This is a genomic window from Paenibacillus ihumii, assembly GCF_001403875.1.
Classification (GTDB): Bacteria; Bacillota; Bacilli; order Paenibacillales; family Paenibacillaceae; genus Fontibacillus; species Fontibacillus ihumii.
This window is the reverse complement of record NZ_LN884296.1, coordinates 171,613-193,512: the sequence shown is the minus strand read 5'-3', so window position 1 is coordinate 193,512 and position 21,900 is coordinate 171,613. Positions and strand designations below refer to the sequence as shown.

16 protein-coding genes, 1 tRNA gene and 1 pseudogene are annotated in these 21,900 nt (G+C 50.2%); 4 read left to right on the top strand and 14 right to left on the bottom strand.

Features of this window, described 5'->3' with window-relative positions; all coding sequences use genetic code 11:
- The 8 genes from rnr to BN2762_RS02790 all read right to left on the bottom strand — a co-directional run.
- Positions 1–2,444, bottom strand: a 2,444-nt coding sequence (rnr, locus tag BN2762_RS02825) for a ribonuclease R (protein WP_055105510.1), incomplete at its 3' end; no start/stop codon positions are given.
- A gap of 362 nt (positions 2,445–2,806) precedes the next feature.
- The gene (gene secG / locus BN2762_RS02820; protein ID WP_055105509.1) at positions 2,807–3,040 is read right to left on the bottom strand and encodes a preprotein translocase subunit SecG; all 234 of its coding nucleotides are present in this window, start codon (positions 3,038–3,040) and stop codon (positions 2,807–2,809) included.
- Between the two features lie 1,498 nt (positions 3,041–4,538).
- On the bottom strand, positions 4,539–5,825 hold the full coding sequence (eno, locus tag BN2762_RS02815; protein WP_055105508.1) for a phosphopyruvate hydratase: 1,287 nt from the start codon (positions 5,823–5,825) through the stop codon (positions 4,539–4,541).
- Between the two features lie 75 nt (positions 5,826–5,900).
- Positions 5,901–7,448: a 2,3-bisphosphoglycerate-independent phosphoglycerate mutase gene (gene gpmI, locus BN2762_RS02810; RefSeq protein ID WP_055105507.1), complete on the bottom strand. Its 1,548-nt coding sequence runs from the start codon at positions 7,446–7,448 to the stop codon at positions 5,901–5,903.
- On the bottom strand, positions 7,449–8,201 hold the full coding sequence (gene tpiA, locus BN2762_RS02805) for a triose-phosphate isomerase (protein WP_055105506.1): 753 nt from the start codon (positions 8,199–8,201) through the stop codon (positions 7,449–7,451).
- Between the two features lie 32 nt (positions 8,202–8,233).
- Positions 8,234–9,415, bottom strand: coding sequence for a phosphoglycerate kinase (locus BN2762_RS02800; protein ID WP_055105505.1), 1,182 nt, complete (start codon positions 9,413–9,415; stop codon positions 8,234–8,236).
- A gap of 251 nt (positions 9,416–9,666) precedes the next feature.
- The gene (gene gap, locus BN2762_RS02795; protein ID WP_055105504.1) at positions 9,667–10,677 is read right to left on the bottom strand and encodes a type I glyceraldehyde-3-phosphate dehydrogenase; all 1,011 of its coding nucleotides are present in this window, start codon (positions 10,675–10,677) and stop codon (positions 9,667–9,669) included.
- Positions 10,678–10,759: 82 nt separating this feature from the next.
- Positions 10,760–11,821, bottom strand: a complete 1,062-nt coding sequence (locus tag BN2762_RS02790; protein WP_055105528.1) for a sugar-binding transcriptional regulator — start codon at positions 11,819–11,821, stop codon at positions 10,760–10,762.
- 986 nt (positions 11,822–12,807) lie between these two features.
- Here BN2762_RS02790 and BN2762_RS02785 point away from each other — a divergent pair.
- The 4 genes from BN2762_RS02785 (at position 12,808) to BN2762_RS02770 (ending at position 16,541) form a co-directional block, all read left to right on the top strand.
- Positions 12,808–12,882, top strand: a tRNA-Arg gene (locus tag BN2762_RS02785).
- A gap of 369 nt (positions 12,883–13,251) precedes the next feature.
- Positions 13,252–13,848 carry an ATP-dependent Clp endopeptidase proteolytic subunit ClpP gene (gene clpP / locus BN2762_RS02780; RefSeq protein ID WP_055105503.1) on the top strand — a complete coding sequence of 199 codons (597 nt, stop codon included), beginning with the start codon at positions 13,252–13,254 and terminating at the stop codon, positions 13,846–13,848.
- A gap of 89 nt (positions 13,849–13,937) precedes the next feature.
- Positions 13,938–15,737: an adenine deaminase gene (ade, locus tag BN2762_RS02775; RefSeq protein WP_055105502.1), complete on the top strand. Its 1,800-nt coding sequence runs from the start codon at positions 13,938–13,940 to the stop codon at positions 15,735–15,737.
- Between the two features lie 69 nt (positions 15,738–15,806).
- Positions 15,807–16,541, top strand: a complete 735-nt coding sequence (locus tag BN2762_RS02770; RefSeq protein ID WP_055105501.1) for a DsbA family oxidoreductase — start codon at positions 15,807–15,809, stop codon at positions 16,539–16,541.
- A 252-nt stretch (positions 16,542–16,793) separates the two neighbouring features.
- Here the strand turns inward: BN2762_RS02770 and BN2762_RS02765 are convergent.
- The 6 genes and pseudogenes from BN2762_RS02765 to BN2762_RS02740 form a co-directional block, all read right to left on the bottom strand.
- Positions 16,794–16,928 (bottom strand): annotated as a pseudogene (locus BN2762_RS02765) (carbohydrate ABC transporter permease); the annotation flags it as partial.
- 146 nt (positions 16,929–17,074) lie between these two features.
- On the bottom strand, positions 17,075–18,427 hold the full coding sequence (locus BN2762_RS02760) for an IS1182 family transposase (RefSeq protein ID WP_055105499.1): 1,353 nt from the start codon (positions 18,425–18,427) through the stop codon (positions 17,075–17,077).
- 226 nt (positions 18,428–18,653) lie between these two features.
- A complete protein-coding gene (locus tag BN2762_RS26430; protein WP_083484742.1) occupies positions 18,654–19,295 on the bottom strand; it encodes a substrate-binding domain-containing protein in 642 nt (213 codons plus the stop codon).
- A gap of 72 nt (positions 19,296–19,367) precedes the next feature.
- Positions 19,368–19,655, bottom strand: coding sequence for a LacI family DNA-binding transcriptional regulator (locus BN2762_RS26425; protein ID WP_055105497.1), 288 nt, complete (start codon positions 19,653–19,655; stop codon positions 19,368–19,370).
- 216 nt (positions 19,656–19,871) lie between these two features.
- The gene (locus BN2762_RS02745; protein ID WP_148499858.1) at positions 19,872–20,675 is read right to left on the bottom strand and encodes a DUF3298 and DUF4163 domain-containing protein; all 804 of its coding nucleotides are present in this window, start codon (positions 20,673–20,675) and stop codon (positions 19,872–19,874) included.
- Between the two features lie 153 nt (positions 20,676–20,828).
- Positions 20,829–21,878, bottom strand: a complete 1,050-nt coding sequence (locus BN2762_RS02740; RefSeq protein ID WP_055105496.1) for an ABC transporter substrate-binding protein — start codon at positions 21,876–21,878, stop codon at positions 20,829–20,831.
- Positions 21,879–21,900: the final 22 nt, after the last annotated feature.

Below are 21,900 nucleotides of genomic sequence, written 5' to 3'. Positions count from 1 at the left end.
TAGCCGCCCTTGCCGGAGCCGAAGCCAAAGCTCACCGCTGGACCGGCATCCACCGCGGCTCCCGCGGCACCGCGCTTGCTACGCTTGCCTCCGGCCGCAGCCTTGCCCTTGCCGCCGGCGGCTTTGCCCGCCTTGCCGATGGCTTTGCCGGCTCCAGCCTTCTTCCCGGCCCCGACCTTTCCGGCCTTCCCGGCTTTGCCGCCGTTCTTGCCGCCTTTGCCGCCAGCCTGGCGCGGCTTCCCGTTCTTGCCGCCCAAGCGGCCTCCGAAGCCATCTTCGGAGAAGCCTTCTCCCCGGCGCCGCGGCTTCATATTGACCATCTCGAAATCGATCGTATGGTCGTCCATATTGACCCGGGCCACGCGAATCTCCACCTCATCGCCGATGCGGTAAATCTTCGACGTCCGCTCGCCGATCAAGGCCATATGCTGCTCATGGAAGTGATAATAATCGTCCGTCATCGCGCTGAGGCGGATGAGACCCTCGACCGTGTTCTCCAGCTCGATGAACATCCCGAAGCTCGTCACGCTGCTGATAATGCCCGTAAACTCCTCCCCGACCTTATCGAGCATGAACTCGGCCTTCTTCAGCTGCTCCGTATCCCGCTCAGCCTCCACGGCAACCCGCTCCCGCTCGGAGGATTGCTGAGCAATCTCCTGCATCCGGCTGTTCAAATACTCCTGCCGCGCAGCCGGCAATGTTCCGCCATTCTCGATAACCTCACGGATCACCCGATGAATGACCAAATCCGGATAACGGCGGATCGGCGAGGTGAAGTGCGTGTAGAACTCCGCAGCCAGCCCGAAATGCCCCGTGCTCTCCGCATCGTACTTCGCCTGCTTCATAGAGCGCAGCATCATCGTGCTGATGACCGTCTGCTCCTTCGTCCCCTGGATATCCTCCAGCAGCGTCTGCAGCGCGCGCGGATGAACGCGATCTCCCTTGCCGCCCTTGACCGTATACCCGAAATTCGCTGCGAACATCATGAAGTTTAGCAGCTTCTCCTGATCCGGGTCCTCATGGATCCGGTAAATGAACGGCACCTTGAGCCAGTGGAAATGCTCCGCCACCGTCTCGTTCGCTGCCAGCATGAATTCTTCAATGATTTGCTCCGCGATCGAACGCTCCCTTTTGACGATATCCGTCGGCTTGCCATTCTCATCTACAATGACCTTCGATTCCTCGAAGTCGAAGTCGACCGCCCCGCGCCGCATCCGCTTGCTCCGCAGCTTGAGCGCCAGCTCCTTCATCAGACGGAACATATCGACCAGATCGCTGTAGCGCTCCGTTACCTCTGGATCCTCATCCTCCACAATTTTGCGGACATTGGTGTAGGTCATCCGTTCTTTCGTGCGAATCACGCTCGTAAAAATATCATGCTTAACGACCCTCATCTGCTCATTAAATTCCATCTCGCATGATAGCGTGAACCGGTCCACCTTCGGATTCAGGGAGCAAATGCCGTTCGACAGCCGATGCGGCAGCATCGGGATGACCCGGTCCACCAGGTACACACTGCAGCCGCGGTTATACGCCTCCTGATCGAGCTTCGACTTCTCGCGCACGTAATAGCCTACGTCGGCAATATGCACGCCCAGCTTGATGTTGCCGTTCGGCAGACGCTCCACGTTCACCGCGTCGTCCAGATCCTTCGCATCCTCGCCGTCAATCGTCACGATGACCTGATCCCGCAGGTCTCGACGCCCCTGCTTGGCAATTTCCGCCGGGTCGATCTCCTCAGGGACGCTCATCGCCTCCTCCATCACCTCGTCTGGAAAAGCCTCCGGCAATTGATGCTTGCGAATAATCGACAGAATATCAACGCCCGGATCATCCTTATGCCCGAGAATTTCGATAATCTCGCCTTCGGCTGCGGCTCTTCCTTCCGGGTACTGCACGATCCGTACGACGACCTTTTGGCCGTTGGCCGCGCCGTTAAAACCCTCTTTCGGAATAAAGATATCGCGATTAATCCGCTTGTCATCCGGGATGACGAAGCCATAAGCCTCTTCGTTCTGAAATACGCCGACAACCTGGGTCACGGCCCGGGTAACGACCCGTACAACCTCGCCCTCCAGCTTGCCGCCGGCTACGCTCTTCGAATTGACACGCACGAGCACGGTGTCGCCGTTCATCGCGCTTTTGAGATCATTGGCATGAATATATACGTCAGGGTGCTCGCGATCCTCCGGAATGAGAAAAGCAAAGCCTTTGGCATGCGCCTGCAGCCGCCCCCGCACCAAATCCATCCGCTCCGGCATGCCGTAACGGTGAGTTCGCGTCAGTATGATTTTCCCTTCCTGCTCCAAGCGGTTCAACAGCTTCAGGAATTCCCTGAATTCCTTTGCGTCCGCAATATGGAAATGCTCCTCAAGCTCCTGATAAGTCATCGGTTTATAAGCGGTCTCCCGCATAAAATCAAGCAGCTCTGATTCTGTTACCATAACAGCTCACCTCGGCCCGGCTCGGCTCGTCCTTAACCGGTATGTATTTTAAAATGCTGGTTTCCATGAAATACCCTTCATGTATATACCCTAGTATACACGAAATTAACCGTCCGCATCCGTTTCTGCCTAAATCCGGAGGCTGTATTTTTCTGCAAAACCATGGGGCGCGCCCAAGCTGTGGTAGTGTGGAATTCAGTGTGGTATTCAGTGCGAAATTCAGGTGCGGCACCCAGAAACTATACTTTATCACCCATAAAAAAGCTCGTTATCACTCACAAACCGTTATCACGCGCAATAAAAACCGTTATTACACGCAAAAAACCCCGTTCGCGATGAACGGGGCTCTCGTATTCAACCTCTTATTTAATAGCAACGGCAACCGCAATGGCCAGAATGAAGAATCCAGCAGCAAGTACAACAGTAACCCGCTCCAGAACAAGCTCCATGCCGCGCGCTTTCGCTTTGCCAAACAGATGTTCCGCTCCTCCGGAGATGGCGCCGGTCAGACCCGCGCTTTTACCTTCCTGCAGAAGGACTGCCGTGATTACACCGATGGAAAAAATAATAAGCAATATTTTCAAAAACAATTCCATTGAATCCACCTCCTAAGTGAGAACATCCAGATTACTTCAACGAATATCATGATGATGATATCATGTCATAAACAGAAAAACAGCATTATTATTGTACCATAGCATCCATGGAATGACAACCTAAATAAGCAAAGAACCTCCTGTGTTTTCCATCCAAACATTCGATACAGCTAGCCCAACGGTTGCAGGTGCTTCATTATTTTGTTTTCTGAATCCCTTCTTGGGACTAACCTAAAATCATTTGCAGGCTCATCAAGAACTATCATATCAGGGGAAGTTTTCAATGTGGTTTGATGTAGGTGAAAGCATCCTAATTCGGGCGAAGTTTTTGTTACTTTTATACCCGCTGGTAAAGTTGCAAATATTGTAACCTTCTTATGGGGTAATGCCAATATACTTTAATTCTTTTCAAGACTCGATTTAGGGAAAACGATGAGGCCGTCCCAAAAGTCAACTTTACGATCGGTTACTCTTGATGTAGCCAAACACGCTCTCCACCTCGCTTTTACGCCGATCATGAAATGCGGGTTTCTCGTTCTAGCGAACACGGAATGGACGGACTTCTCGTTCTAAATGGATTCATAGTAGTTAATTTCTACGGCAAAGACAGGAAAGCAGATTTAAATGGATTACATGTCGTTAGAAGAAGGGAATTAGTCCATCATGGGCGGGATTCTTGATTTTAGGTGCATCAAATCCAGCTAATCTATTGAACCACTCTTTTGGAGCAAAATTAGATACATGAATTCCAATTAGTGTTCGAGAGCGACGGCTTATGTTTAGTTCGATAACTAGTTTTCGAGGGCGGCAGCTTATGTTCTAGTTCGATAACTAGTGTTCGAGAGCGGCAGCTTATGTTCTAGTTCGATAGCCTGTGTTCGAGTTTACGTTGGAGCTTATGTTCGATAACCTGTGTTGAGTTCGATAGCTTGTATTCGAGCTTGATAGCTTATGTTGTTCGACAGCTTGCATTCGAGTTCAATCGCATATGTTCGAGATTATGTTCTAGTTAACTAGTTTGAGTTTGAGTTTGTGTTTGAGTTTGTGTTTGAGTTTGTGTTTGAGTTTGTGTTTGAGTTTGTGTTCGAACTTGTATTCGATGGCTTATGTTCGGTAACTAGTGTTCGAGTTCAAAGGTTCGATGGCTTATAGAAGATGAGCCAGAGATGGGATACAGGCAAGGGAGAAATGGATTCCAGCAAAAATGGATACCGTAAAATGGATTCCCCAGAAACGGATAGCTTTCTAAAAGAAAGGGGCGCCCCTCAGTCATCTATGATGACTTATGTAACAGCCCCATCGCTTTTACTAGGGTTATACAACTTCCTCAGATAAATTCTATTAGCGTTATACAACTTCCTCAGATAAATTCTATAGGGTTACACAATTACTCTCAGATCAATCGCATTTTTAACGTCACCCCAACAAAAAAACCCCCGCATTCTCTGGAATGCGGGAGTAACTGTCAATAGCTACTGAAGCAAATACTTGCTCCAAACTATTGTTTCAGGTTGTAGAAGGATTTCAAGCCGTTGTATTGAGCCAGTTCGCCCAATTGGTCTTCGATGCGAAGCAATTGGTTGTACTTGGCAACACGGTCTGTACGGGAAGGAGCACCCGTTTTGATTTGACCAGCGTTTGTCGCTACAGCGATGTCAGCGATCGTGCTGTCCTCGGACTCACCGGAACGGTGGGAAATAACTGCCGTATAGCCAGCGCGTTTCGCCATTTCGATTGCGTCGAAGGTTTCAGTCAGTGTACCGATTTGGTTCACTTTGATCAGGATGGAGTTACCGATGCCTTCTTTGATACCTTTTTCAAGGCGCTCAGTGTTCGTTACGAACAAGTCGTCACCAACAAGTTGGATTTTGTCGCCCAATTTCTCAGTGAGCAATTTCCAGCCTTCCCAGTCGTCCTCGGAGCAGCCGTCTTCGATCGTAACGATTGGGTATTTATCCACCCAAGAAGCCAGCAAATCAACGAACTCAGCTGGAGTATAGGATTTGCCTTCGCCTTCAAGATGGTATTTGCCGTCTTTGAAGAATTCAGTAGAAGCAACGTCCATACCCAGCATAACGTCTACGCCTGGTTTGTAGCCTGCTTTCTCGATTGCTTCAATGATGGAAGACAGCGCATCCTCATTGGAAGTGAAGTTAGGAGCAAAGCCGCCCTCGTCGCCTACAGCTGTGTTCAGCCCTTTTGCTTTAAGTACGGATTTCAGGTTATGGAAAATTTCAGCGCCTACGCGAAGTGCTTCTTTGAAAGTAGGTGCGCCTACAGGCAGAACCATGAACTCTTGTACGTCAACGTTGTTGTCCGCATGCGCGCCGCCATTCACGATATTCATCATTGGAACTGGAAGCTGCTTCGCGTTGAATCCGCCAAGGTATACGTACAGCGGAAGATCCAGAGCGTCAGCTGCTGCGCGGGCTACAGCCATGGACACAGCCAGGATCGCGTTCGCGCCTAGCTTGCCTTTGTTAGGCGTCCCATCCAAAGTAATCATCAGCTTGTCGATGCCAAGTTGATCCAAAGCGTCCATGCCGATCACTTCAGGAGCGATAATTTCGTTTACATTCTCAACAGCCTTCAATACCCCTTTACCCAGGTAACGGGATTTGTCCTCGTCACGCAGCTCAACAGCTTCGTGAGCGCCCGTGGAAGCGCCAGAAGGAACGATAGCGCGGCCGATTGCGCCGGATTCTAGGTATACTTCAACTTCGACTGTCGGATTACCGCGGGAGTCTAGGACTTCGCGAGCGTATACGTCAGAAATAATAGTCATTGTATAGTCTCCTTTGATATGTGTATTTTTGAAAATCTTCTATAACCCTTGCCCGAGCCTTGCGCCCCGGACGATTTATGCCTTGCGGCTGGCGATCATCGAGGTGCCCGTCATTTCCTCTGGCTTAGGCAGACCCATCAAGTCCAGAAGCGTTGGCGCCACATCCGCCAGGATGCCGCTATCTCGTAGTATAACATTCTCATCGGTCACGATGAAAGGAACCGGGTTCGTCGTGTGCGCAGTGAACGGACGGCCGTTCTCATCGAATACCATGTCGGCATTCCCGTGGTCGGCAATGATGACGACGACGCCACCCTTGGCCTTCACGGCATCCACCACTTTGCCTACGCATTCGTCGGTTACTTCCACCGCTTTCTTCGTTGGCTCCAGCATGCCGGAATGGCCGACCATGTCCGGGTTCGCGAAGTTCAGAATGATCGCGTCATGCTTATCGGACTCGATCTCCTTCACAGCAGCTTCGGCGACTTCGTAAGCGCTCATTTCGGGCTTGAGGTCGTATGTTGCGACCTTCGGCGAGTTAATGAGCACCCGGGTCTCGCCTGGCAGCTGAACATCGCGTCCGCCGCTGAAGAAGAATGTAACGTGCGGGTATTTCTCCGTTTCGGCGATGCGGAGCTGAGTTTTCCCATGCTGTACGAGAACCTCGCCGAACGTATTGTCCAGATCCTTCGGCTTATAGGCTACATATCCCTCTACCGTCTCTGCGAACAGCGTCAGGCAGACAAAGTGCAGACCTTGCGGGAACTTCGGCCCCCGGTCAAAGCCTTGAAAATCCTTGTTCGTAAATACGTTCGACAATTGAATCGCCCGGTCAGGACGGAAGTTCAGGAACACAACCGAATCGCCGGACTCGACAAGCGCGATCGGCTGGTCATGTCCGTCCACGATGACAGTCGGCATAACGAATTCGTCGTAGACCGATTTCTCGTAGGATTCCGTCACAGCCGTAATCGGATCGGTATATTTCGGCCCTTCGCCATATACCATGGCGCGGTAGGACTTCTCTACGCGATCCCAGCGTTTGTCGCGGTCCATCGCGTAGTAGCGTCCTTGCACTGTGGCGATTTTGCCTACTCCGACTTCCTCGATTTTGGCAATGAGACGCTCGATGAAGCCTTTCGCACTGTCCGGAGCCACGTCGCGGCCATCCAGGAATGCGTGGATATAGACCTCGTTCATCTCTTCCTTCTTCGCCAGGTCGAGCATCGCGAACATATGGTCAATGTGGCTGTGTACGCCGCCGTCAGAGAGAAGCCCGTACAGATGCAGCTTCTTCCCGTTAGCCTTGGCGCTGCGCACGGCATCTACCAAAGTCTCGTTCTCGAAAAATTCGCCTTCACGGATCGACTTGGAAATCCGGGTCAAGTCCTGGTACACGATGCGTCCTGCACCGATGTTCAAGTGACCTACCTCGGAGTTCCCCATTTGCCCTTCCGGCAGGCCTACCGCCTCGCCGCAAGCCGTCAGTGTCGTATTCGGATATTCCTTCAGGTAGCGGTCGTAGTTCGGCTTATAAGCCTGGGCAACCGCGTTGCCTTCCGTCGTATTCCGCAGGCCGAAGCCGTCCATGATGATAAGTGCTACAGGTCTTGGAGCTGCCATTTACTGCGCCCCCTCGACCAGTTGAATATAGGAAGCCGGCTGCAGACTTGCACCGCCGACTAGCGCGCCGTCGATGTCGCTTTCGCCCATATATTCCTTCACATTCTCAGGTTTTACGCTGCCGCCGTATTGAATACGGATTTTGCCGGCAACCTCTTCGTTGTACAGCTCTTTAACCAGACTGCGGATGTAGGAAATCACTTCATTCGCATCCTGAGCCGTAGAAGATTTGCCTGTTCCGATCGCCCAGATCGGCTCGTAAGCGATAACTACTTGTGCGGCCTGCTCTGCGGACAATCCTCCCAGCGCCGCTTCGGTTTGCACCTTAACAACTTCCTTCGTTTGGCCAGCCTCGCGCTCCTCCAGCTTCTCGCCGACGCAAGGAATCGGAGTCAAGCCATGCTTGAATGCAGCGTGAACTTTCTTATTCACGATTTCATCCGTCTCTCCGAAGTAAGCCCGGCGTTCGGAATGCCCGATAATGACATAATCGACGCCCAGATCCTTCAGCATTCCACCGCTGATTTCACCGGTAAATGCACCTTCATCCTCAAAATGCAGGTTTTGGGCACCAATCTTGATTTTCGTTCCTTTAGCCGCTTCGACCAAAGCTGGCAGATTCGTGAAAGGAGCGCAAATTACGCTCTCAACGCCTTCTACCTCCGCTTTGCCTTTCACCGCTTCGAAGAAAGCTTTTGCTTCAGGAACGGTTTTGAACATTTTCCAGTTCCCTGCAATGATCGGTGTTCTCATGCGGTTCACTCCTTATCTTTCACTAGATAGTGTTACTTGTCGTTCAGAGCCACAACGCCAGGAAGCGCCTTGCCTTCCATGAATTCCAGGGAAGCGCCGCCGCCCGTGGAGATGTGATCCATTTTATCCGCCAGATTGAATTTCTCGGTTGCTGCTGCGGAGTCACCGCCGCCGATAACCGTATAGCCTTCCGTCGAGGCGCAAGCTTCTGCTACCTCGCGAGTACCGTTCGCGAAAATATCGATTTCAAATACGCCCATCGGTCCGTTCCATACAACCAGCTTGGAGTTCTTGATAATTTCCGCATATTTTGCGCGCGTCTTCGGTCCGATGTCCACGCCTTCCCAATCTGCAGGAATGCTGTCGATATCGACCACTTTATGATTCGCATCAGGGCTGAAATCATCCGCAACAACGATGTCTACCGGAAGCTCGAAGTTTTTGCCCAGCTTTTTCGCTTTCTCGATGAATCCGAGGGAGACGTCCAGCTTGCTCTCATCCAGCAGGGATTTGCCGATCTCATAGCCTTGTGCTTTGAAGAAGGTATAAGTCAGGCCGCCGCCGATCAATACGTTGTCGGCAATGTTAAGCAGGTTGTCGATCACATCGATTTTGTCCTTAACCTTGGAACCGCCGATGATCGCTGTGAAAGGACGATCTGGATTGGACAAGGCTTTACCAAGAACAGCCAGCTCTTTCTCCATCAGCAAGCCGGATACGGCTGGCAGATGATGAGCGATGCCTTCCGTAGAAGCATGGGCCCGGTGAGCCGCGCCAAACGCGTCATTGACGAACAGATCAGCCAGTTCGGCGAATTGCTTCGCAAGCTCAGGATCGTTTTTCTCTTCGCCTGGATAGAAGCGCACATTCTCCAGTACAAGTACATCGCCGTCGTTCAGGGCAGCTACTTGTGCTTTAACTGCTTCGCCGACAGCTTCGTCAGCCTTCGCTACTTTTTTGCCGAGCAATTCGGACAGGCGTTCTGCAGCCAGGTTCAGGCGCAGCGATTCCACCACTTGGCCTTTCGGGCGTCCCATATGGCTGGCAAGGATTACTTTCGCGCCTTTCTCCACTAAATAGTTAATGGTAGGCAGCGTCTCCCGAATACGAGTATCATCGGAAATTTTACCATCCTGAACTGGGACGTTAAAATCGACGCGGACAAACACGCGTTTGCCGGTTACTTCCACATCACGTACACTTTTCTTGTTCATCTCCACGTTCCTCCTAAGGTATGCGGCTATGGCTTCTAGGCCACTATACGCCACGGGTTCTCTTGAATGATTTCTCTCCTAAGCGGTGCTTGTATCTCTATAATTTTTGTGTGTGAATGTCGATTCTATAACTTCATCAAAAGCGATTCTAACAACTCATACAGCGTGTATGGCCGATTTCAACCATGAACCAAAGAGGAGTCCTGCAATCAGGTCGCTCCTCTTTGATGTATAGGTGTTATATAAAGGAATTACTTAGCTTTTTTAGCGAAGTACTCCAGCGTACGAACCAGCTGTGCAGTGTAGGACATTTCATTGTCATACCAAGCTACAGTTTTAACCAGCTGCTTGTCGCCAACTGTAAGAACTTTAGTTTGCGTAGCATCGAACAGGGAACCGAAAGTGATTCCTTTGATGTCGGAAGACACGATCTCGTCTTCTGTGTAGCCGTAAGTTTCTGGATCAGCAGCAGCTTTCATTGCTTCGTTGATCTCAGCAGCCGTTACGTTCTTCTCAAGAACAGTTACAAGCTCAGTCAGGGAACCTGTAGCTACAGGCACGCGTTGTGCTGCGCCGTCAAGCTTGCCTTGCAGTTCAGGGATAACCAGACCGATAGCTTTAGCTGCACCAGTCGTGTTAGGAATGATGTTCTCAGCAGCTGCGCGAGCACGACGGAAGTCGCCTTTCGCATGAGGAGCGTCAAGCGTGTTTTGGTCGCCTGTGTAAGCGTGGATTGTCGTCATCAAGCCTTCAACGATACCGAATTTGTCATTCAGAACCTTAGCCATTGGAGCCAAGCAGTTCGTCGTACAGGAAGCGCCGGAAATAACCGTCTCGGAACCATCAAGAATTTCATGGTTAACGTTGTAAACGATTGTTTTCATGTCGCCTGTAGCTGGAGCGGAGATAACTACTTTCTTCGCGCCGCCTTTCAGGTGAAGCTCAGCTTTCTCCTTCGTTGTGAAGAAGCCTGTGCACTCTAGAACGATGTCCACGCCAAGCTCGCCCCAAGGAAGCTCTTCAGGGTTGCGGTTAGCCAGAACCTTAACTTCCTTGCCATTCACTTTGAAGAAGCCGTCGTGAACTTCTACATCGCCTTCGAATCTGCCTTGCGTCGTATCATATTTCAACAGATGAGCCAACATTTTAGCGTCGGTCAAGTCATTAATCGCTACTACTTCGATGCCTTCCACGTTTTGAATACGACGGAAAGCAAGACGTCCAATACGTCCAAAACCGTTAATACCTACTTTTACACTCATTGATAGATCCTCCCAGTGTGTTTGTTTTTTATTATTCAAGACTGGCCTGATAAGTCAGTCATGAGTAAATAAGGTTAAACGATCAAATTACGCTGTTCTGCTGTTTTTCTTTTTGCTCCAGTTCGCTCACGATCTCCATTGCCGCGGCTTCGTCCGTGACGAGAATGTCTTCATGTCCGAACTGCAGCACCGCGTGTATAGCTTTGGCCTTGCTCTTGCCGCCCGCGATTCCGATCACCGTGTCCGTCTTCCTGATGTCTTCCAGACGGAGTCCCAGGGTCAGCATTTTGTGAACAACTACGCCTTCTTTATCGAAATAGTATCCAAATGATTCTGCAACCGCGCCATCCTTCTGCAAGTCCTCGATCATCGCAGCATCGAGCTTGCGGCGGCGGGCCATCTCCGTAGCATCCCCGATTCCGTGCACCACAATCCGTGCCTGGCGAATCGTGCTTACGATATCCTGAATGTTCGGGTCGTGAACCAGTGACTGATACGCCTCCTTGCCGAGCAAATCGGGCACATGCAGGAGCCGGTAACCTGCTCCAACCCGCTTAGCCATGCCGGAAGCAATCGTATTCGCCTGGATTTCCAGGCTCTCGCCGAGCCCGCCTCGCGCCGGAACGAACCAGTTCTGCTTGAACGCTGCATTCGCCGGCGGATTCAATTGCTCCGCTACCTCGGCCATCGTTGTGCCGCCTGTGACTGCTACGACGTCTCCGCCACGCATAGCGCCGAGCAGCGCCTTGGCTCCTGCCAGACCGAGCTCCCGCTTCGTCAGCGGAGAGGTCTCCCAGTCTCCAGGAATGACCACAACCTTGCGCAATCCAAAGGCTTTGCGAATCTTCTCCTCCAAATTAGCGAGGCCGAATATTTCCTTTACGATCGGCTCCATATCTTCTAGCAGTTTCCTGCCCGAATCGCTAATCCTCATGCCTATATTCTCGATTTCAATCAGGCCTTGAGCCTTCAAGAGATCTGTTTCGGCACGCAGTACACGTTCCGTCATGTTTAGCGATAGCGCCAAGGTTCTGCGACCAATCACATCCGATAACATGATCTGGTGAAGTATGGTATGCCTTTTCTTGAGAATTTCCATGAGATCTGGAAGAAGCTGCTTTTGCATTTCTAAAATATTTCGCATGCTTTCCACTCCTGCAAGCTTCGTCTTTCTCTCCATCCTCCTTGGCCTTAAAATGTCCCGGGTTAACGTTTTAAGTCCCACTGATATTTTAACCAATTTTGGTCCCTGTTGCAAGTGTGATGTCCCTATATTTCTCTATCTTCGCGGGACTTATACAGCAATCTTCGAGGAACTTCGCCATGCCTCAAAAAACAGTACAGTTAAAGCTATTTTCAAGGTTAAGCTCATAATCTAGTTTCTTCATTTCCAAGTGGTAGAGACAGGAATATGTTGAATTCAGTGAATTATTATAAATATAGGGAGTGCAGTGTGTTGAGTGCGGGTTTTGCTAACATATCTTTTGCTAATATATATTCTTATCATTTGCATTGTTTTTATAACCGGAGGTACAGGCTAACTCAGAGGATAATGAGCTCATCTTAAACATACTTCTCTGAGCAGCAGTTGGAGAGATTATATCCATCTTGCTATCGATTGAATATCCCCGAACCGGGTTTAAGCCAGCTGCCTAAGGGCTCAGCAGCATAAACCCATTGCGATAAAGTCAGCCATCCGTCTGCAGCAGCTCTATAAGATGTTCGGCTTCGCTTTTCAGAAATCGTATCCCATATTGAAATCCAGGTCATCCAGGATGAACCCGGAACGGACGCTGGAGGCTTCGACACAGAGGCTGATGTAATCTATATAAACGGGATCGACCAATACAAAGCAGCAATAGAACAAGACAGCCGCTACTATGCGCTATGTCCTGCTTCTCATAGCGCATCGTTATATTTCAACAAGAGGTTTGATGAATAACATCGCTTATCCGTACGATGAAATGAGCTGGTGCACGCTCCCGGTTCGTTGTACCGAACGAAGCAGATCCAGAGCTAGTTACTTATAGGCTAGCGGAAACCGCTTATCCGCGTGTTGGCGGAATATAAAATTTGCCACTTGAAATTTGTTTCTCAATGCCATATAATCATTTTTGTTACGCTAAATTTGCGCCCGTGGTCCAATGGATATGACGTAGGCCTCCGGAGCCTGAGATCGAGGTTCGATTCCTCGCGGGCGCGCCATCTCATCTTCAACCTCTACACACACAGAGCCTTACATAAGGCTTTTTTTATTTCATATAAGAACGTACTTGAAAACGTACGTGAGCTGAGCCTGTTTCGCTTATTACGTATTTATGGAACTGCAGTGGAATATCGGACGCACCCTAAGGGGTGCTTTTCTTTTTTTATAGTTTGACCATCTTTGACTTTCTACTTAAAATTGTTTATGATGAGGTTAATCATTCTCGATTTCGTCAATCATGAGATTGATTGAATCGATACCAGAATCTATATTACAATGGAGGCTATACTGCTCACTTCGCGAATGGCCCGGCCTGTGTCGCAAGGGACGCAAGTAGTAGCTTGAACCAATCTAAGGAGGTTTTATCGGTGAGTTATATTCCAATGGTCGTTGAACAAAGCAACCGCGGAGAACGCGCATACGACATTTATTCCAGACTGCTGAAAGACCGTATTATCTTCCTTGGTAGCGGAGTGAACGACGTCGTTGCCAACTCCATCATTGCCCAAATGCTGTTCTTGGATGCGGAAGACCCTGGCAAGGATATTCATTTGTACATTAATAGCCCCGGCGGATCGATTACTGCAGGGATGGCGATTTACGATACGATGCAATTCATTAAATCAGACGTATCGACGATTTGCGTTGGACTGGCTGCTTCTATGGGTGCATTCCTGCTGAACGCAGGCACCAAAGGCAAGCGCTATGCTCTGCCCAACAGCGAGATCATGATTCATCAGCCGCTTGGCGGTGCGGAAGGACAAGCGACGGACATCGAGATCCGCGCCCGCCGCATCCTCAAAATGCGCGATAAACTGAACCACATTCTTGCGGAGCGTACCGGACAGCCGCTGGAGCGGATCGAGAAGGACACGGACCGCGACTACTTTATGAGCGCTGCCGAGGCGATGGAATACGGTCTCGTCGATAAAGTAATCGAGAGAGTAACTCCTGAAGGAGTATAATTATTATTGCTATAAGACTGTTCTCCAGGTTGGCTTGGAGGACAGTCTTTCTTGCAATTTTAGGCGCTGGAGGCAAAGGAGCGACAGGAATGAACCATAACCGAATCAACAAGCAATATGATGTCAGTCATAGTCTCGGCCAGGTTGCCGCGGGGAAAGAGCCGGCTGACCTAGTCGTAAAGAACGGGACGCTGGTCAATGTATATACCGGCGAACTGCTCAAGAATACGGATGTGGCCGTGAAGCATGGGCGCATTGCATATGTAGGGCACGCCTCACATTCGATAGGAGCTAATACGCGAGTAATTGACGCTGGGGGCCGGTATATATCGCCTGGCCTGCTGGACGGGCATATGCACGTCGAAAGCACGATGCTATCTGTGACTGAGTTTTCCAAAGCGGCGCTGGCTAAAGGAACAACCGCCATATTCATGGATCCTCATGAAATTGCCAATGTCTTCGGCACAGAAGGCGTCCGCCTTATGCATGAAGAGGGTCGCGGCTTGCCGCTTAAGGTTTACACCACATTCCCTTCTTGTGTTCCGTCCACAACGGACTTGGAGGATGCCGGCGCTGAGCTTCATGTCGCTGACATCGCCGAAGGGATGACCTGGGACGGCGTGGCTGGTCTCGGCGAGGTGATGAACTTCCCGGGAGTCGTTCAGGGTGAGCCGAAAATGAGCGGCGAGATCAGGGCCACCATGGAAGCTGGCAAGGTGGTTACCGGCCACTTCCCAAGCGATGACGCACAACAGCTGCAGGCCTATATCGCTGCAGGAGTAACCTCCTGCCATGAGACGGTTACGCGTGAGCAGGGATTAGCCAAGCTGAGGCTCGGCATGCATCTCATGATCCGTGAAGGCTCCGCATGGCATGATGTTAAAGAAGTGATTAAGGTCGTTACCGAGGATCATGTGCGAACGGACAACATCATGCTTGTAACGGACGATGTCTACCCGGAGACCCTGATCGAGAAGGGGCATCTCAACCATGTCGTCCGCCGCGCTATCGAAGAAGGGGTTGACCCCGTTACCGCTATTCAGATGGGAACGATCAATACAGCCCGTTACTTCAAGCTCGATGGAGATATCGGCGGAATCGCTCCAGGCAAATGCGCCGACCTGCTGCTCATCGATGATTTGCGGCAGATGGAGCCCTCGACCGTTATTACGAACGGAGAACTGGTCTATGATCACGGCAGGCTGTTAGCTCAGTTCCCCAGTTATGTCTACCCGGAGAAAATTCGGCAATCGGTCCATTTGGCCCGCCAGCTTACTGCAGATGACTTCCTGCTGACCAGCCAGAGCCAAGGGACAAGCACCAGAGTGCATGTGATCCAAGCCATTGAGAACAGCGCACGCACGGCGAAGACTGTAGCCACGCTGCCCGTCTCAGGCGGCATGATCCAGCCTGACCCTAAGCAGGATATCGTACAGCTGGCATGCATCGAGCGCCATCATGGCACGGGGCAAATCTCACTGGCCTTTGCCCAAGGCTTCCAGCTAAGAAGCGGAGCCGTCGCTTCCACGGTAGCCCATGACAGCCATAACCTGCTCGTCATGGGGACGAATGCGGAGGATATGGCTCTCGCAGCCAATGAGCTCGCCAGACTGGGCGGCGGAATGATCGCGGTCGAGAACGGCCGGGTGCTCGCCTCGGTACCTATGGTGATCGCCGGCCTCATGTCCGATCAGCCGCTGGAAACCGTGACAAGAGAAGTGAAGCAGCTCGCCGCCGCCTGGCAGCAGCTGGGCTGCCCATTGAACGCGCCGTTCATGACCTTCTCGCTGATCGCCCTGCCGGTCATTCCAGAGATCCGCATCTCGAACCGGGGCCTGGTCGATGTGACAGAGTTTAAGCTGATCCCCGTGGAAATCATCGGAGAATAAGGCGAAAACTCAGGCTCCATCCAGCCTTAATGAAACGTATGCAAGTCAAAGAATTCAAGGAGGCAACCCATGAAAATAGATGTATGGTCAGACTTTGCTTGCCCGTTCTGCTATATCGGCAAGCGCAAATTGGAAGCGGCTCTGGAGCAATTCTCCCACGGCAGCCAGGTTCAGGTGGGCTTCCGCAGCTTCGAGCTCGCGCCGGACGCCAAGAAGAACACCGGACAGGATATTCATACCGTACTCTCCGCAAAATACGGCATGCCTTATGACCGGGCCAAACAGATGAACCAGCAGGTGACAAACCAAGCCGCAGAGGTCGGACTGGAGTACCGCATGGACAGTGTTATTCCTACGAACACGCATGATGCCCACCAGTTGACTCACCTTGCCAAGCAGCACGGCAAAGGCAACGAAATGGCTGAACGTCTGTTCAGAGCTTATTTCACGGAGGGTCTCGATCTGGGAGACCACGCTACGCTCTCCCGCTTGGCCGCCGAGGTGGGGCTGGATGAACAGGAGGCGCTTCTCGCCCTTCAGGAAGGTGCTCTCGATTCCGATGTCGCAAGCGAGCTTCAGGCAGCTGAACGTCTTGGCGTCACTGCGGTGCCATTCTTCGTGTTCAACGACAAATACGCCGTATCCGGCGCACAGCCTACCGAGACCTTCCTGGAAGTACTGCAGCAGGTATGGCAGGAAGAGCAGCAGCAGCCGCTGCAGATCATCCAAACCCAGGCTCCCGGCGGCTCGGAGTCAGGCAGCGGCTCCGACCCATCCTGCTCGGACGGCTCCTGCTCCGTTTAAGCCCATCCATAACAAGGGCTTGGAATCTGTCCCAAGATAGAAATAGCTCCCTCATAGCTGGCAGGTTATATAGTGAAGCCTGCCGCTATAGGGAGCTGCTTTGCATTTAAGAATCCGTGCCGTGCCCGCAACGCCTCCTGTGTCCCGCTTCGTCCCTCACCCTTCAAGCGCCTGGTCGAATCTTTATCTCATCTTCCCGTCATTCAACACCGCATAAGCGTCTCAGGCATAAGCTCCGTTTCCTCTCCCGCCTCATCCGACAATGCCGCTTCGCTCCACACTCTCCACGAAATATCGCTGAACGAACAGATAGAGCACCAGCAGCAGAACGATCACCAGCAATATGCCGGTATCTACGATCATCGCAATATAATTGGGATCAATCTTCACATTCGGATCGTAGCCGCCAGGAAGCATCGATTGTATGATTTTATTTAATCTGAAAAATAACATTTATACATGAATCAATTTCATAATGCTTAGTTACAAAATCGTAGACTAACCGAATTAAAGCATTTCCATTTTAAAAAAAACTATGCGGCTCGTTCTTGTAACTGACGGCTTAAACGATCACACGCTAACTTCATGCAATTGTAAACTAAAGTAACCAAGTTTAAATGAACCTTAGCTTTTTGACCTGTTCGATGTCTCACATTGTTCAGTTGGAAAAATTCTTTCAAGTAAGCATTCACTCTTTCCACTGCAGATCGTCTCTTAGCAATTTCTTTCCACTGCTTTGAGCCTCTGGCCGGAGCGGTATATTTTCTAAGATCCGTTGTAATCTTCATTTTATAGACCTTCTGGCAAAGTGAATCATGCGCTAATGGACAGCTTGCACATTCTTTCGGTCGAACATATTTGAGTATTTCATAGGTTGGATCGTAGCTGTCATAGCGATAAGAATGTTCCCTGACACAAGTGGGTGCGAAGTATTCGTCAAATCCAACAAGTTCTGGTTCCCGCCGACGATTATAAGCAATAACAGCATGTGCATCTGCTTCTCGAATTTGCTTGTATATGGCTTCATAATCATATCCAGCATCCATGGTTACGTACTTGATATTGAAATTCGGATGCTGTAATGCCATCCCTTTTAGGAGCGGAATGGCAGCTTTACCATCATTCAAGCTCCCAGAAGATAGCATTGCTCCAAGGATATATTGACTCTGCGATCCTACGGCAAGGTGACCTTTATAGCCATACCAAAAGACATTTTTGCCATCGCTATTCTTCTTGACTCCCCATTGCGGATCAAGAGGCATTTGATCTCGTAAAATGTTGAACGGCTCATGTAATTGGGCAGCGATTTCTTTCTCGAAGATTGGTTTTTGCTCCTCTTCTTCTTGTTTTTGTTTCAACCAAGCTTCGCGTTCAGCTTTCGCTTTTCGCCCACGCTTTTTGGGTTCTGGCTTTTCCTTTTCTTGCTTTGCAGGCGCCTGATCTCGAGCTTCGATATGGGTAGCATCAATAGCAACCGTATCGTCTGTAATAAATCCTTCGGCCATGGCATGTTCTAGTAGCTGCTGTTGCATCTCTTCTAGCGCATGGCTTTCGCTTATCTTACGCATTAATCGGGAGTAAGAAGAAGCCGATGGGATCGATTCTGACAGCATAAAGCCACAATCCAAGCGAAATAAGATGTCATGTTGAAGTCTCTTTATTAAATCTTTGATCGTAGGAATACGTTCTACGATTCGGATGATCAAGGAATAGACCATTGCCCTATAATTCACTTCAATGGGCGCACCATAAAGAGATGTTTTTCTGACCAAACGTAGAATAGGTGCAATGTCAATCGTAGAAAAAACCTCACGAAAACGATCTTTTTGTTCCATTTCATAAAGTTCTTGCAGGGTAAATAAACTCTCGTGTCGAATATATGGCATAGGGAGTTCACCTCGTCTCATTAGTTTGGTTTGGTCACTATACTAATTCGAGATTTGGGGAGGTACTCCTTTTTCTATGCCTTAAAAACCAGTCGTGGCAAGGCTTTTGATTTATGAAATTGATTCACATAACAAAATATATTTATTTTATTATTTGTTATATGTCCCGTATGCGCAGTTTATTCAACAAAAAAAGAGGCATCTCGCCTCTTCTTCAGCCGATTCATTATATTGTTGAATGTCTGATCACTACATCGCCAAGCAGCAACGTTTTCTCGTAATAATCATCCCTGTTCTTAATCCGGTGCAAAAGACAGTCGACAGCCCTGGCCCCCATCGCTCCCTTGGGAACATAAACTGACGTCAATTGGGGGACTAATTCCTCGGCGTATTCCGTATTGTCGAATCCCGTTAAGCCACACTCCGCAGGCATTTTAATGCCCCGTTCATTCAAAGCATCGTACACACTGAGGGCCACGCAGTCATTGGCGCATACAAAGATTTGCGGAAGCTGATCCTGCGGAACGGACATCACGCCCTCGTACTCATTGAGATTATCGGAAGCCATTAGCTGGGGAAGCTGATTATGCGCAATCCCATACTCGGCCAGCGAGTCCTGAAATGCTCTCCATCGCTCTTCAAAGCTAAAGGCATAGGATATTTTGCCCACAAACTGAAATCGCCGATATCCCTTGCTGATTAACAGGGCCATTAACTTTCTCATCATAAAATAATTATCCATAAACACGCCATCACATTGAATAACCGAATCCATATGATCGACCATGACCAGCGGCAGCTGCATCCTCTGCACCTCTAGCAGAACCTGAGTAGACACTGTCCCTACGCAAATTACGCCCAGGATCATTTCTGGATTGAACAGCTTCGTAACGCTATCGCGAAAGGGCTATGTCAAAGTAATCATGTCCAGGCCGTTATCCTAAGCTTTTTTTTGAAAGATTCCGTCATAAATAAATCTCCAATATTTATTCTCCGCATTCTGATAACGGATGTTCGGGAACAATACAAGGACTGTTCCTGACATAGCGTCATCTCTCAGATGCTGCACATATCGGGGCACCGAATGACGCGCATTCTCGAAAAACCCCAGCTCACCGGCAACCTTGACGATATATTCTCTCGTTTGCTTGCTTACTCCCGTCTTTCTGGAGAGCGCCCGAGAAACGGCAAATTTTGACACCCCAGCCATGTCGGCAATTTGCTGCATGGTGACCTTTCTTCTGACAAATAACCCTCCCAATCCATCATAACAACCCTTCCTAACCTAAACGCTTATCTTAGCATAACGAAATAACAAGAGCAAAACAACCGCGGCGCCTGAACCTTTTTCCTCAAAAATAAAAGGCTTCCGCAAAGGAAAATTCCTTTGAGAAAGCCTCATGGCTGCAGCTGTCTTCGAGCCTCCATCTCCGTAGCACGTGACTTACCGCCCCGTGAAATCGAACGGATTCGCTCCTGCCGGCAAAAGCTGCGAGAAGGGAAAGTAAAACTCAGGGAATCCGTTCACATAGGGCAAGTACTCATAGAGCGGAAAAAATATGACGACTCCCTGGTTTTTAACATAATACGACGGATTCTGGCCCACGGTCTTGAAGGTGCCGAAATAGCCCGGCGTTTGCTGAAACTGTTGGGCAATGGCCGGATCGACAATCTGGCGGTAGTCCGGATTGGCCCGAAGCAGCTCATCTAGCGTAAGCAGCTTGCCGTCCTCCAGCCGGAAGGTCAGCCCCTCCCGGTAGCTGTTTCCATGCGCGCCTCCTGTATAAGCATAGGTTTGCTCGTAGAGGCTCAGAATGCCGTTTTGATTATACGTAACCTTGAAATTGCCAAGAAACTCATATTTGTTTCCGCTGGGGGAGGGCTGGCTTTGCTTCGCTTCCTTGACCGATCTCTCGACGAACGCTTCGGCCCGGGCCTTAAAGAATGCATTGAGCTTCCGCTGGACAGATCTGTGCTTCAAGCGGCTTACATGCGGATACTCCGCTTTGATCAAGGCTCCCGGCAGAGACTTGGTGATCGTCTTCGTCTCAACCTTAACCCCTTGCTCCGGGGCAGCGGCCGTTCCAGCGGCCATCCCCTCAGCAGCCCTGGCGGCATCTGCTAGCCCGGCTTCAATCCCCCTCCCGTAAGCAGCAGCCGCGGCGATGCTTCCAGACGGCAATCCCGCCATTACCAGTACGGCCGCCAGTATAAAGACCCCGATTCGGTTACCCTTCCAACTGTTCAACTTGGCCTCACCTCTTTCTTGGGATAGTCGAATTATGTCCCTCTTCCAGCAAAATCATGCCCGCTGCCCAACGAAAGCATAGGACAAATAAAAAACAGTGAAGCGCAAATGCGCCTCACTGTGCAAATCCAAACCTGCTTCAATCGATGTCTATTATTCGCGGCCGCTCTTCAGCTCCGTCCAGAAACGGTCATAAAGCTGCAGCTTATCCTGAACGTCGCTAAGCCACTCGGTACGGGACAGCTCATCCGCGGAAAGATTGATCATCGTATCTGCATTATATTCGTCGCTATGGAATTCCTTCGCTTTGATATTCGGATCGCTGTATCCGATCGACTCGTAGTTCTTCGCGCTAACCTCAGGCTCCAGCATATAGTTGATGAACTTCTCCGCCAACTCCTTGTTCTTCGCGTCCTTCGGAATCGCATAGTTGTCCGCAAAGATAGTCCCGCCTTCTTTAGGTACTACATACGCCACATCCGGATTATCCTTCGCGATCACAGAAGCATCGCCGGACCATACCGTACCGATCCAGCCTTCTTCCTGAATCATTTTATTCTTGATATTATCGGTATCGAACGCAAGCACGCTCGGCAGCAGCTGCTTCAAGTCCTCCACTGCAGCGGTAATCTCCGCTTCATCCATCGAGCTGTTCGATTTGCCGGCTTTTTTCAAGGCCATCCCGATCACTTCCCGGTTATCGTCGAGCAGCAGCACTTTGCCTTTGTACGCCGGGTTCCACAGGTCCTCCCAGCTATCGATCTCGTCCTTGATGTACTTCTTGTTGTAAGCAATTCCCGTCACACCGGTCATATAGACAATGGAATATTTGTTGCCCGGATCAAATACAGGATCCTTGAACGCTGGATCGATGTTCTCGAAATTCGGGATATTCTCCATATTCAGCGGTGCAAGCAAGCCCTCTTTAATCATGGTGTCTACCATATAATCAGAAGGCTGAATCAGGTCATAGCCGCTGCCGCCTGTCTTGATCTTCGCCAGCAGATCCTCGTTGTTGGCAAAGACGTCATACACGATTTTCACGTTATATTCCTTCTCAAAATCAGCCAGTACATCGGCGTCGAAATTATCCGCCCAGCTGTATATGTTCAGCGTCTGCTTCCCTGACGATCCGCACCCGGACAGCAAGGAAATAACTAACATGCTCGCCAGCAGCACGCCGGCCCATCTCATTTTTTTCAATGTTTTGGTCTCCTCTCTTTAA